The sequence below is a fragment of the Kribbella sp. NPDC051137 genome, from assembly GCF_040682535.1.
GTDB classification, from domain to species: Bacteria; Actinomycetota; Actinomycetes; order Propionibacteriales; family Kribbellaceae; genus Kribbella; species Kribbella karoonensis.
Genome location: NZ_JBFBBI010000015.1, coordinates 1 through 12,509 on the forward strand (window position 1 = coordinate 1; position 12,509 = coordinate 12,509).

Genomic DNA, 12,509 nt, shown 5'->3' on the forward strand with positions numbered 1-12,509 from the left:
TTGTGCGCCGCCAGGGACTCGAACCCCGAACCCGCTGATAATCGGGCGGATCTACCTGATGTTGCGTGTCGTTGCCCGAAATCTCTTTATTTTAAGGGGCCCTTTGACGGATGCACTCCTCATCCGTGCCGCTCGGCTCCCGACGTTGCTCGTTGATTCCCGACCCGTAAGCCAGTCCATCGAGGGGTGCTCGGTGCGGGATCGCTGCAGACGGTCCGGTGGCCTGCCGACGCCTCTCCTCCCGCTGCTCGCTGTGGCTCGGGCCAGGGTCTGGGCCGGTGGCCGCGCCGGACCTGTTGATGAGTCTGGCACGGTCAGTGACCGGCCGTCCGGAGTTATCCACAGCCTGGTAATGACACGTACGTGTCAATTCCGTATCGAACACTTGTTCTATAGTTGTGTCATGGGGAGCAATCGTCGGTACCCTCGGGAGTCGCCTCCGAACCTTGCGATGCGGCACTGCTGGGTGTTGCGAACGGCCCGGGAGCGCGGGCCGTGGCCAGGCTTGATTCTGGAGTGGCGGCAGACCAACTCGGGCGGTTGGGCTGCGAGGGTGATCTACGTTCCGGATCATCGAGCTGGGCGCTCCGTCGAGGATTGGTTCGCCGATTACTACCTACGGCCGATCGACGTTTGGCCCAACGAGGCGACGCAAGAGGCGGCGCGCCGGGTGACAAGCCGCGGTTGACGGTTACGTGTCAATCGGCACGGACAGACAGACCTCCCGCATCACCCCGATAGCTGCCGACCTTAGGTTCGGTGCGGTGCGGGTCAAGGGGCGAAGCTCCCGGAGGGACGCCGTAGGCGCCCTTGACGCGTGCCGTGCCGGGCCGTCCCTTCCCATGATTGCTAGCGGGGTGATGCGGGAAGCACCGGCAGACGGATGGCTCGATCAGCCGAGGCCAGTGGATGGCCGGCCGTTTCGGGGAGCACCGCACAACAGGGTGTCGATCGTTGATGGCGAGGTTTGCTGTCTTCGACCCGGCACCCTGTTGGCACGTGCGCGCCAAGCCAAGGGACGCGCCCAGAGCGCAGCGAAGCGGAGCGGCGGGCAGGCGGCCCGCCCTGTGGTGGCGGCGCGCTTTCGGGCCCTGGAGGGGCCCGTCTTGAAGACGTAGAGAAACTTGTCAGGCGACGGATGGCGACCCCCGATGTGCGAGGGAAACGCGGTCGCACGGACGTATGGTTCGGTGGGTCGAATCGATGCGAATCTGAGGACCGTGCAGCTTGACTTGCCGGTATATACCCGGTTTATGCTAAGGGTGTGTACGCATCCGATCGGCAAGGACTCTAATGCCAGCGGCAGCGGCTCCGTCGCCTCTTGGTGTCGAGCTCCGTTGGATGCGGAAGGTTGCGGGCATGTCAGGGAAGCAGGCGGCCGAGAAGACGGGCGTCTCGCAAGTCGCAATCTCACGCTGGGAAACTGGGGCGCGGCACCCTGATACAGAGGCGGTCGAGGCGCTTCGAAGCGCAACAACCGAGACCGTCAGCGCGATGCTCGCTGACGACACCTTGACAGGTGCTGAGCGCCGTCGGCTCAAAGAAGCTTTCGACCGGCTTAATAGCGACGATTACAAAATTCTCCTTTCGCGTCTGGTCGATGAAGGCGCAACAGAAGTGCTCTCGACCTTCGTGATTACTCGAACCGGGCTGGTTGAGCGACAGGAAGAGATCCATCGCCTCGAAATGCAGGCCTATCAAATTCGCCATTTCCAACCGCTGTTTGCGCCGGGGCAATTGCAGACGCTGGAATACGCTCGACATCTAATGCTCGGGTACGAGAAGGACCCGGTGAAGGCTGAAGCCGCAGCGGAGGCACGGGTCAAACGTGTCAAGGTCATCATGAAGGGTCCGCGACCGAAGTATCACGTTGTTCTTACCGAATCTGCCCTGGACGTGACCTTCAAGGACGCTCCGCCTGATGTGCGGCACGGTCTGCTGAAGCAAATCGCCGAAGGTGCGCGGAGGCCGCACATAACGGTGCAAATTATGCCTCGCACACGTCCGTACGGCCTTGTGCCGATTGGAAGTTTCGTCATCTACGACATTGGGAAAGATGACTCCGTCGTGCTGGCGGATACGTTCGCGGCGCAGGTAACGTTTCGGTCCAGCCGTGATGTAAGGCAGTACGACACATTTTGGGAAGAGTTAGTGGAGTTGGCATTAGATCCTCAAGAATCATTAGACTGGTTGGCTAACGCCATCCGGAAGAGTGAAGGGAATTGAACGTGGCAACTGTTCCTGTCCCGCCCCCGCTCGACGAGTTCGGTCCGTTTATGGCTGCCCAGAGCGGCGGCGGTTGCGGTAATGACTCTCCATGCGTCGAGGTTGCAAAGGGTCCCGAGGGGTGGCGTGCGGTCCGTGACTCGAAGCTCGGAGACGACTCGCCGATCTTGACGTTCGACGCTGCTGAGTGGCGGGTCTTCGCTGCTGGCCTTCGCGCCGGCGAATTCGACTAGGCATCGCCAGATCACCTGATCCCGAGGGAGGAGCCGAGGAGATGACCATGACACAGGAGCCACAGGCTGGACTGATGGGTCGCCTTCGAGCGCTCTACGTCGCTACAGCGGTCTCCTCCTTCGGGGATGGTGTGTTCGCTGCTGCGGTTCCACTTGCAGCGGCTGCCGTGACGCGAGACCCGACTGCGGTCGCAATTGTGAGTGCCGCCGAGATGGTTCCCTGGGTTTTGATTGGGCCGTTCGCTGGAGCGGTAGTAGATCGACTGCCCTACCGGGCCGTCATGATCGTTGCGGATCTGGCGCGGTTGATGATCCTTGGGCTGGTCGCTGTTGCCATCGCGACCGGTCATGGATCTGTACCGTTGCTAGCCGGAGCCGCGTTCTTGGTGATGGCGGGTACGACGTTCTTCGACGCTGCATCCCAGAGCATCATTCCCGAGTTGGTCGACCGTGATGTGGACCTATTGAACAAGGTCAATGGTCGGCAGGGCTCTCTTATGAGTGCGGGCCGATCACTACTCGGACCGCCTGCGGGGTCCGCCATGTTCGTCGCCGGGGCGGCGATCCCATTTGTGGCAAACGCGGTCTCGTTCCTCGTGTCCGGGGTCTGCGTGTTCCTGTTGAGGCACAAGACAGCACGGGTGCCCAATCGGGACGTCTCGATTCTTCGGTCGATTCGAGACGGTATGGTCTGGCTTGCTCGTCACGGGGTACTCCGAGCGCTGGCGATATTGATTGCTGTGAGCAACCTTTCCTACAGTGCCGCTACGGCGACGTTAGTCCTGTTCGCGCAGGAGTCTCTTCACATCACGAACGCCGCCTATGGTCTGCTCCTGGCAGTCGGCGCCCTTGGGAACATCACCGGGGGATTGCTCGCTTCGCGGGTGATCTCGAAGATCGGTGACGCACGAGCGCTTCAGACGGCGATGGCGGCGCAAGTCTTGGCCTGGTTCGGTTTGGCCCTGACAGCTAACCCATTCGTGGCTGGAGCTACGTTGGCAGTCGCGTTCATGGGTACATCGATTGCCACGGTGGTAGCAGTCAGTGCGAGGCAGCGCCTGACACCTCCGGATCTGCTGGGGCGAGTTGTAACGTCGTTTCGAGTGCTGGGCACTGGGATGCTTCCGGCTGGTGGAATCGTCGGAGGGCTTCTCGCATCTGCGTGGGGCTTGAGAGCGCCGCTATGGGCCGCTGGAGCGCTATTGATCGTTCCGACGCTCCTCGCTCCGGCGATCATCGGCCGTTCGCTAACCGCGCCCGCTGATGAGGCTCGCAACTAGTACCTAGGCACTCTCGCAACAGGGCGTTGACACCTACGTGTCAGCGCCCTTCTTGCTGTTCCCGACGCCAAGGAACACTACTTGCGAGTAGGACTTGCCTCGGTATATGCCCGGTATATACCATGGTTATACCGGGTAAGAGCACTACGAATGAGTGCGCCTGGTTTGACGCCTAGGAGGGCGAATCTCATGGAGCTGAACATCGACACCACGGGTAAGACGTTCACGGTCACCAAGGGTGTGGAGGAGAAGAAGGACCAGAACGGCCGGCAGAAGGCTGACCGGAACACCAACGAGCTGCTCTGGCAGGTCCAGGTGATGGCGCTCGACGTTACGGGCGGCGAGGTGATCAACGTGACTCTGGCGGGCAATGCCATGCCGAAGGTCAACGTTGGCTCCGTCGTCGTGCCGGTCGAGCTGGTTGCCATGCCGTGGGCCACCAACGGGCGGAACGGTGTCGCGTACAAGGCCAAGACCCTCAACGCCGCGTCCGGCGCTGGCAAGTAGTTCTCCACTCGTCCCGTGATTCGTGCACTGCTCAGCTAAGGGGTAGTCATGTCGCAACCGATGGAGCATCGAACCGTCACAGCGAATCAAGCACGGTCCGAGTACGTGGCCAAGTGCAACGAAATCATCGAGATCGAACTGGTGATCGTCTTCTTCGACAAGGCCATCGCTGACAGCCTGAACCGGGCTGAACCTGTCGTTGCGATCAGCAACGATGCAACCGCCGTCTACGCCTCGGAGGCGTTCTGGCAACTGCTGGATCTGTACCGCGAGGCATGTGATCGTCGCCTCGATCTGTACGCCGCACGCGACTACGCGTACGCGGTCTGGAAGTCGGCATCGCCCACGGAATCGGGTGAAGTCACCGCGGTTGACGCTTACGTGTCAACACCGATCAACAGCATCAACAGCTAGAAACCAAGAACGGCCCTCGAAAGGGCCGCTCCCTGGAACTGGACACGAAGCCGGGTCATTGGCCTGAGAAACCGTCCTGGCTTCGTGTCTCTCCTGACGCAACCCCCTACAAGGGAGGTCTTGCCATGCCCAAATTTACCCGCACGCGCCCGACACGTCGAGCATCCCGCGGAAGCGCCGCACGCGGCGCGGTCGAAACCATCATCCGGCCCAACCAGACCTGGCCGGTCAAGCTGCTGCTCACCATCTGGCGCTGGCGCTGGGAACTGATCCTGATCGCGATCGTCGTCTACATCACCGTCGTCTACCGCACCGCGATCACCGGCTACTTCCAGTCGAACCCGCTGTGGCTCAACGCCCTGCTGATCATCGTCCTGTGCGGCTGGGGCGTCACCGACAACCCCGGCCGACGGTTCGTCCTGAACCGGATCTGGTGTCTCATCACCCGGCACCGGCTTCGCGCTTGCCTGATCGAGATGCGGATCCTCAACTACTCGGGGAACATCCCGTTCATCCTGGCCTGCTTCTCCACGAAAACCGGACAGGTCGTCTGGTTGTGGATGCGTCCCGGTCAGTCCGTCGAGGACCTCGACAACAAGTCCGAAAGCCTGGCGTCCGCTTGCTGGGCCAGTAAGGCCACCATTGCGCGATCGAAGCGCAACGCGGCCATCGTGCGGATCGACATCGACCGTCGCGACCCCTTGGCGAAGAAGACGATCGACTCGCCACTGCTCGGTGATACCAGCGGCGTGCCCGAAGCGGCAGTCGCAGATGACGCGGTCATGGCGTTCCTTACGCCCGACAGCGCCCCCGAGTCCACCACCCAGGACGAAAGGCCGGCCAAAACCGGTGCCGGTGGTGAGACCCGAACTCGCACATCCAAGACCAAGACCACCGCTGCCGTGAACGACAGCCAGACGGTGATCTTGGGCGCCAACGGAGAAGACGTGTCCGACTATGTCTAGCCTCAACCCGAAATCGGTGTTCCCCCGGCTCGCGCCGGGGGTCACCCCCGCACCCAAGGGTGCACTGTCCATCTACGACCCGGCCTACCTCGGCCTGGACACACGCGACCGCGCAGTACGCGTCGGTCTCATGTACCGCAACATCCTCATCGGCGGTGAACCCGGCGCGGGAAAGTCCGTAGCCCAAGGCAACATCGTCGCCCACGCGGCACTCTGCACCGACGTGGATCTCATCCTCATCGACGGCAAGATCGTTGAACTCCTGCCGTACGCACCTGTCGCGAAACAGTTCGTCGGCAACGACATGCCCAAAGCGCTCCGCGTCCTACGGGAACAACAGAAAGACCTGGACGAGCGCTATCTGCACCTGGCCCGCACAGGCCGCAAGAAGATCGTCGCTGGCGACGGCTTCCGCGCCAAGCTCCTCTGCATCGACGAGCTGGCCTACTTCACCGTCACCGTAGGCACCAAGGAACAGCAAGAAGAGTTCCGCGTCCTGGTACGCGACATCGTCGCTCGTGGCCGCGCTGCGGGCATCATCACCGTCGCATCCACCCAGCGCCCGTCCGCTGACATCGTCCCGACCTCACTGCGGGACCTGTTCGGCTACCGGCTCGCGTTCCGCTGCGCCACCGACTCCAGCAGCGACATCATCCTCGGCACCGGCTGGGCCTCCCAAGGCCACACCGCCGTGGACATCGAACCCGAAGCCCTCGGCGTCGGACTCATCCGCGCAGAAGGCGGCTTCCCCCGCCGCATCAAAACAGCGCTACTCGAAGACGACCACGTCAAGCAGATCGTCCGCCGCGCAGTACACCTCCGGAGGGCCGCATGACCAACACCACACTCAACCCGAACGCACTGAAGAAGCGGCTCGGCATCCGGGTCGTCACCATCAACGATCCGACGCTCACCGAACACGACACGACCGGACTCACCGGCTGGGTCCACGACTGTGGAGCCTTCGTCTTCAAGCTCAGTCAGCCTGACCGTTGCGGAGTCTGCTGGTCCGCGCTCCGCAACGCCCAAGCCCACAACGGCAACTGGCAACGCGCCTACGTCACCAAGGAGGCGTCATGACCACCTACTACGACGCCAACGGCGGCGAACGCGAAGACCGCATCATCGTCGGCTACGACTTCACCGACAACTCCGTGGCCGGAATCAACCTCGCCTGCAACGGCCAAACCCCGCTCGTCGCGATCGACCTCGGCGGGACTCCAATCGAGATCGAACTCATCACCGGCTCCGTCACCGCGATCAGCCAACTGATCGACGCGCTCTACGAAGCCCGGCAGCTCCTCGAAGACCACCAGGTCGACCACATCGCCGAGGACATGACCCGAGACCAAGAGGAGATCTACGTCCCCACCGAGTGGACGGAGGACCAGCCATGAGCCGCGTCCGAACCCTCGAAGGACTCGTCAGCAACCACCACCGACTCATCAGCAACGCGATGCAGGCGTTATACGACGACGTTCTCTCCCACGAGCGCTACAACCGCGAACAAGACCCCAACGACGACGAGTACCTGTACTACGTCGCCGTCGTCTCGAACGACATCTACGACCTCAAGATGCACATCGACGCAACCCTCTCGGTCTGGGACGGAAGCAAATGAGGCGCGCGGCAACCAAACGCCGCGTGACACGTAACTGTCAAGGCCAGCAAGCCATGCCGGTCGAAACGACAGACCCCACCCCAGCAACGACCACCCCAGCCAGCGAGCCGGTCAAGAAGAAGACCCCGTCCAAGAAGACACACCGCTCCGAGCGAGCGGAGGACTGGGCACACACGACAGTCGGCGACCCCTGGCCCTGCGACATCTGCGGACACAACGCCTTCATGCGCGACCCCTACACCGGCCGCCCCTGTCACCTCATCTGCGCCAAAAACCAAGCACACGAAAGGGGAGAGCAATGGTAACGACCGACCTCGCACCCGTGGTCCAGGTTCCCGGCCAACTCGACCTCATCGATATGCCGGCCATTTCGGCCCCGGCTCCCGTGGTGGCTGCCAAGCCCGCGACCACCACCAAACTCACCGGACTGACCAACCACAACACCGATGCGCTGGCCAGCATCACCGGTTGGACGGTCACCAAGACCACCGCCGTCTATAACGGCACACCCACCGCCGCACACAAAGCGGTCCAAGCCCACATGGACAGCGTCCGCGCCGCCGAAGGTGGACGCGCACACGGCTACACCTCGCTGATTGCCGTACGCAACAAGCTCAAAGAACTCAGCACCGGCGGCAGCCACCCGGCTGTCTCGGTCACTATCAAACGAGCCAAGAAGGCCACCACCTCGAACGGCTCGAAGACCCGGACCGGGTCACCCAAGGCGCGACTGACACGTAAGCGTCAAGACGAGTACACGACCGCAGAACTGGTCTCCGCACTCGAAACCGCCTGGGCGGCGATCCGCACCAACCACAAGGAGATCCCCGCCGTCGTGGTCATCGTCGGCTCCGGCACCGCCAGCAAACAAGCCAAGTACGGACACTTCGCAGCCGGTCGCTGGCAGCACGGCGAACAAGCCCTCGCCGAAGTCCTCATCTCCGGCGAAGGACTCAAACGACCTGTCGAAGAGGTCTTCACCACCCTGCTCCACGAAGCAACCCACGCTCTCGCCAACGTCCGCGAGATCAAAGACACCAGCCGTCAAGGCCGCTGGCACAACCAGAAGTTCGCCGCACTCGCGTCCGAACTCGGCCTCGACACCAAGAAGGATGACCGCATCGGCTGGTCACCCTGCACCCTCCGCAAGGAAACCGCGACCACCTACAAGGGCGTACTCGCCGAACTGAAGAAGGCGCTCATCGCCTACCGCCACCCCGAGATGGTGGCCGGTACCTCGAAGAAGAACAACAACAACGCCATCGCGTGCGCATGCCAATGCCCACGGCGTATCCGCGTCGCCAAAGCAGTCCTCGAAGAAGGCGAGATCACCTGCGGCATCTGCGAATCCACCTTCGAACCCGACGAGTAACACCAAGGAACATCAGGGCTCGTTGCTGGCTCTCGTCTCCGGAATCCACGGGGTCCCGGAGACGGGGGTGAACACCGAACCACCCACGGACAACTAGCACAGGAGGCACAGACCATGACCACCATCCACAACCTCGACCACCGGACCTATGTCAACGCTTACGCAGAGGTCACCGTCTACCGCGCAGTTGCCGACAGCACCTTTCTCTGTGACTGGGTTGCCAGCGAGCATCTCGACGGACACGACTGGTGTCCCACCGTGCTCGAACCCGGCGACAACTACATCGTCATCGCCCTGGACGGACGAACCGAAGGCCGCTACTGCCCTGGCTGTGGATACCAGCTCTTCGGTGCCGCCACCCTCGACCCCGCCCGCACGGCGAACACCGGCTCTACCGCTGCATGACACGTAAACGTCAACACTGACCAACCGCAGATCTTCCGGTCGCAACCCCGTCAGCACCCCCGGAAACCAGCTGGCCGGCCAACAAGATTCCCGTCCACCGACTGAGCGCCCGAGAGGAGGCCCGCTATGACACACACGCAAGACGCCGCACCCGACGGCACTGCCACAGCGATCGACGTACTAGCCGGGCTCCTTGGCGGCGAAGTCGTCTCCGTGCACGAACCGAATCCGAACCGGAAGTTCGTCCCCGGCGCTGACAACAGCAACACCCCGACGAATGCCCTCGAACATGCCCTTCAACGGGCCGCGCGAACCGCGGATTACACCGCCTGGCTCGAACACACCGCCTCCGCAGGTGGTTGTGTCGCACCGATCCGGCTACGCGGTGAGTCCCATGTCGTGTCCGAACGCACCGGCCGGATCGTCTCGACCCGGCACACCGACGACATGCCCGGACAGGTCATCTACAAAGCCTGTGGGAACCGTCGTGCCGCCGTTTGCCCGTCATGTGCGGAGATCTATCGGGGCGACACCTACCAACTGGTCTTGGCGGGCCTCACAGGCGGCAAGGGCATCCCTGCCACGGTCGCTCAGCATCCGTCCGCGTTCGTCACCTTCACCGCCCCGACCTTCGGTCCCGTGCACGGAACTCGCTCGATCCGCACCCGCGACGGTCAGATCCGCAATCGGCCTTGCCGACCCCGCCGCGAACCTGACCTCTGCCCCCACGGTGTGGACCTGCGCTGCCATCAGACCCATCGCGACGGGGAGAAGATCCTCGGCACACCGCTGTGCCTGGATTGCTACGACCACGACCATCAGGTCGTCTGGAACGCCCTGTCCGGCGAACTGTGGCGACGCACCATGGAACGCGCCAAAGACATCCTCCGAACCGAAGCCAAGAAGCATGGCGCGGCTGTCAAGCTCTCCTACGGCAAGGTCGCCGAACTCCAAGCACGCGGTGTCGCGCACTTCCACGCCCTGATGCGCCTCGATGGTGTCAACCCGTTGGACCCATCGGTCCTCGAGCTCCCGGCGTGCGCTGCTACCTTCACCATGCTTGCCGACGCGGTACGTCGTGCCGCCGTCGTCACGCGGTTCCGGTCTCTTCCTCACCCCGATAATCCCGACGGCTGGCTCATCGCGTGGGGAACCCAGCTTGACGTACGCCCGGTACGGCAGACGGTCGACGGGGCGATCACAGACACTGCCGTGGCTGGATACCTTGCCAAGTACGCCACCAAGGGAGCTGAAGCCACCGGTCACTCCTCTGCGAGGCTCACAGCCTCGACAGTCAACCGGTACGCCAACCAGTACAGCCATGCCGGCCGATTGGTGGATGCCTGCTGGCGACTCGGACGCCGCGGCTCCGACCTGGACGAAACCGAGGCGGCGAAGAACTCTGGACGGTTGTCGTACCGGCGACTCCAGCGGTGGGCGCACATGCTCGGCTTCGGTGGCCATTTCTCCACCAAGTCCCGCCAGTACTCCACCACCCTCAAGGCGCTTCGCGAGGCACGGGCGAACTGGCGACGCGATCACCACCGTACCCAAGACCACACCGACGATACCGAGACAACCCTGATCGTCGGCAACTTCACCTATGCCGGAACCGGCTGGAAGACCACCGGCGATGCATTGCTAGCGAACACCGCCGCCGCGAAAGCCCGTGAACACCGGCAACTGATCAAGGAATTGATTGCCGAGAACAACGAGTGACACGTAACCGTCAATGAAGGGATCGATTCATGACACTGAATGTGAAGCCGCTGTGGAGCATCGAAGACGTATCTGAGTATCTCGGCGTCCCGGTGAAGACGCTGTACGGTTGGCGTCTGAAGAAGATCGGACCTGCTGGTGTGCGCATCGGCAAACACTTGCGGTACGACCCGGATGAGGTAGTGGACTGGGTTAAGTCGCGCCGGTTGGCGTCGTAGGGAGTTACTGATCATGGGACGCAAACCGTTGCCACTGGGCACGTGGGGAGCGATTCGCACCTACGTCTCGCACCGTGACAAGAAGGGCAAGGCTGACCGGTATCGCTCCGTCACGTACTTCCGCGACTTCGACGGGATCACCCGACAGGTACCGGCCTACGGAGCCACAAGGACCGAGGCAGAGTCGAACCTGAAGGACCGATGCCGTGAACGAGTTAGGGCACGTGGTGGCGGAAGCCTCACGGCGATGGATCGCTTCTCTGCTGGTGCTGACCTTTGGTACGCCGAACTCCTGGAGAAGGTTGCTGACGGCACCCGATCGACCGGTACTCGCGACGCCTATGACAATGCGCTACGCAACCACGTGCTGCCTGTCCTGAAGGAGATCCGGTTCGGTGAGTTCTCGGTACCGCTCGTGGACAAGGTCATCAAGCAGATCAAGAAGAAGGCGGGTGTCCCGACCGCCAAGACGAGTCGATCGGTAATTTCTGGCGTGCTCCAACTCGCCGTGCTGCAAGGCGCGATGGAAGCCAACCCGGTTCGCGAGATCGGACGCATCGAAGGCGGGCAGGCCAAACGTCACCCCAGGGGACTGGAAGCCGACGAACGGCAGATGTGGTTCCACATGCTCAACACCGACGCCAAAGCGATCGAAGCCGATCTGTTCGACATCACCGTGTTCATGCTCGGCACCGGAGTGCGCATCGGCGAAACTCTCGGAGTGATCTGGGAGCAGGTCAACTTCTTCACCAGCGAGGTCGAGATAACGCACCAGATCGTCCGGCCCAAACGTGAAGGGCTGCGGCGAACCAAGACCAAGTCCCGGGCGGGGGAGCGGGTGCTGAAGATGCCGTCGTGGTGCGTAGCGATGCTGCGTGCACGCTTCGTCCAGGGTGTCCGGCTGACCGATCCAGTGTTCCCGGACAGCGCCGGGGGATTCCGTGACCCGTCGAACACTCGTCGGTCGTTCCGTGAGGCGCGCTCACCGATCGGGTCGGAGCTTCGCCGCGACCTTGGTCGAGCTCTTAAGGAGTGCCGTCAGGCTGCTCGGCTGACGCAGAAGCAGGCGGCGGTCTTGATCGGATGCGCTCAGAACCGGGTCAGTCTCATGGAGAACGGGAGGGTCCGGATCGGGGTTGAGGAGATCGAGCGGCTTCTCGACGTGTACAGCACTCCGACCGGGCGGCGGGCTGAAGTGGTTGAGGTCGCTGGTGCCGCGTCTGCTCCGGTCGCTGCTGACGCTATGGCATGGATCACATCGCATGCTTTCCGGAAGACGACCGCTACCGTCTTGGACGATGCCGGCCAATCGGCTCGCCAGATCGCGGACCAGCTCGGACATGCACGCCCCTCGCTGACCCAAGACGCCTACATCGGTCGGAAGGCCAAGAACCCGGCCGCCGCCGACGCGCTGGAGGCGATCGCCGATGACCTCAAATGACGAAACCCATCCCATAAGCCGTACCTGGGATGGGTCCGCAGAGGCGGGACCCGCCTCTGACCTGCAGTTTTGTGCGCCGCCAGGGACTCGAACCCCGAACCCGCTGAT

Annotated in this window: 15 protein-coding genes; all 15 read left to right on the plus strand. The window is 62.7% G+C overall.

The window, feature by feature from the left end; genetic code table 11:
• The first annotated feature begins 1,293 nt into the window (after positions 1 to 1,293).
• The 15 genes from AB0M51_RS42535 (at position 1,294) to AB0M51_RS42605 (ending at position 12,401) form a co-directional block, all read left to right on the plus strand.
• Positions 1,294 to 2,226 (plus strand): Scr1 family TA system antitoxin-like transcriptional regulator, encoded by a 933-nt coding sequence (locus AB0M51_RS42535; protein WP_363754646.1) that lies wholly within the window; start codon positions 1,294 to 1,296, stop codon positions 2,224 to 2,226.
• Positions 2,227 to 2,276: 50 nt separating this feature from the next.
• Entirely contained in the window at positions 2,277 to 2,459 is a 183-nt protein-coding gene (locus AB0M51_RS42540; RefSeq protein ID WP_363754649.1) for a DUF397 domain-containing protein, read from the plus strand.
• A 41-nt stretch (positions 2,460 to 2,500) separates the two neighbouring features.
• The gene (locus AB0M51_RS42545; protein WP_363754652.1) at positions 2,501 to 3,739 is read left to right on the plus strand and encodes an MFS transporter; all 1,239 of its coding nucleotides are present in this window, start codon (positions 2,501 to 2,503) and stop codon (positions 3,737 to 3,739) included.
• 189 nt (positions 3,740 to 3,928) lie between these two features.
• Entirely contained in the window at positions 3,929 to 4,246 is a 318-nt protein-coding gene (locus AB0M51_RS42550) for a hypothetical protein (protein WP_363754655.1), read from the plus strand.
• 48 nt (positions 4,247 to 4,294) lie between these two features.
• Positions 4,295 to 4,660: a hypothetical protein gene (locus tag AB0M51_RS42555; RefSeq protein WP_363754658.1), complete on the plus strand. Its 366-nt coding sequence runs from the start codon at positions 4,295 to 4,297 to the stop codon at positions 4,658 to 4,660.
• Positions 4,661 to 4,785: 125 nt separating this feature from the next.
• A complete protein-coding gene (locus AB0M51_RS42560; RefSeq protein WP_363754661.1) occupies positions 4,786 to 5,625 on the plus strand; it encodes a hypothetical protein in 840 nt (279 codons plus the stop codon).
• Positions 5,618 to 6,460, plus strand: coding sequence for an FtsK/SpoIIIE domain-containing protein (locus AB0M51_RS42565; RefSeq protein WP_363754664.1), 843 nt, complete (start codon positions 5,618 to 5,620; stop codon positions 6,458 to 6,460). The genes AB0M51_RS42560 and AB0M51_RS42565 overlap by 8 nt, the downstream gene beginning before the upstream one ends.
• Complete coding sequence (locus tag AB0M51_RS42570; protein WP_363754667.1) at positions 6,457 to 6,705, plus strand: hypothetical protein; 249 nt, start codon at positions 6,457 to 6,459, stop codon at positions 6,703 to 6,705. The genes AB0M51_RS42565 and AB0M51_RS42570 overlap by 4 nt, the downstream gene beginning before the upstream one ends.
• On the plus strand, positions 6,702 to 7,022 hold the full coding sequence (locus AB0M51_RS42575) for a hypothetical protein (RefSeq protein WP_363754670.1): 321 nt from the start codon (positions 6,702 to 6,704) through the stop codon (positions 7,020 to 7,022). The genes AB0M51_RS42570 and AB0M51_RS42575 overlap by 4 nt, the downstream gene beginning before the upstream one ends.
• Positions 7,019 to 7,246 (plus strand): hypothetical protein, encoded by a 228-nt coding sequence (locus AB0M51_RS42580; RefSeq protein ID WP_363754673.1) that lies wholly within the window; start codon positions 7,019 to 7,021, stop codon positions 7,244 to 7,246. Before AB0M51_RS42575 ends, AB0M51_RS42580 begins: the two co-directional genes overlap by 4 nt.
• Positions 7,247 to 7,544: 298 nt before the next feature.
• Complete coding sequence (locus tag AB0M51_RS42585) at positions 7,545 to 8,618, plus strand: hypothetical protein (RefSeq protein WP_363754676.1); 1,074 nt, start codon at positions 7,545 to 7,547, stop codon at positions 8,616 to 8,618.
• 114 nt (positions 8,619 to 8,732) lie between these two features.
• Positions 8,733 to 9,023, plus strand: a complete 291-nt coding sequence (locus AB0M51_RS42590) for a hypothetical protein (RefSeq protein WP_363754679.1) — start codon at positions 8,733 to 8,735, stop codon at positions 9,021 to 9,023.
• Positions 9,024 to 9,149: 126 nt separating this feature from the next.
• Positions 9,150 to 10,742, plus strand: a complete 1,593-nt coding sequence (locus AB0M51_RS42595; protein WP_363754681.1) for a replication initiator — start codon at positions 9,150 to 9,152, stop codon at positions 10,740 to 10,742.
• Positions 10,743 to 10,771: 29 nt separating this feature from the next.
• Positions 10,772 to 10,960: a helix-turn-helix domain-containing protein gene (locus AB0M51_RS42600; protein ID WP_363754684.1), complete on the plus strand. Its 189-nt coding sequence runs from the start codon at positions 10,772 to 10,774 to the stop codon at positions 10,958 to 10,960.
• A 13-nt stretch (positions 10,961 to 10,973) separates the two neighbouring features.
• Positions 10,974 to 12,401: a helix-turn-helix domain-containing protein gene (locus AB0M51_RS42605; RefSeq protein ID WP_363754687.1), complete on the plus strand. Its 1,428-nt coding sequence runs from the start codon at positions 10,974 to 10,976 to the stop codon at positions 12,399 to 12,401.
• Positions 12,402 to 12,509: the final 108 nt, after the last annotated feature.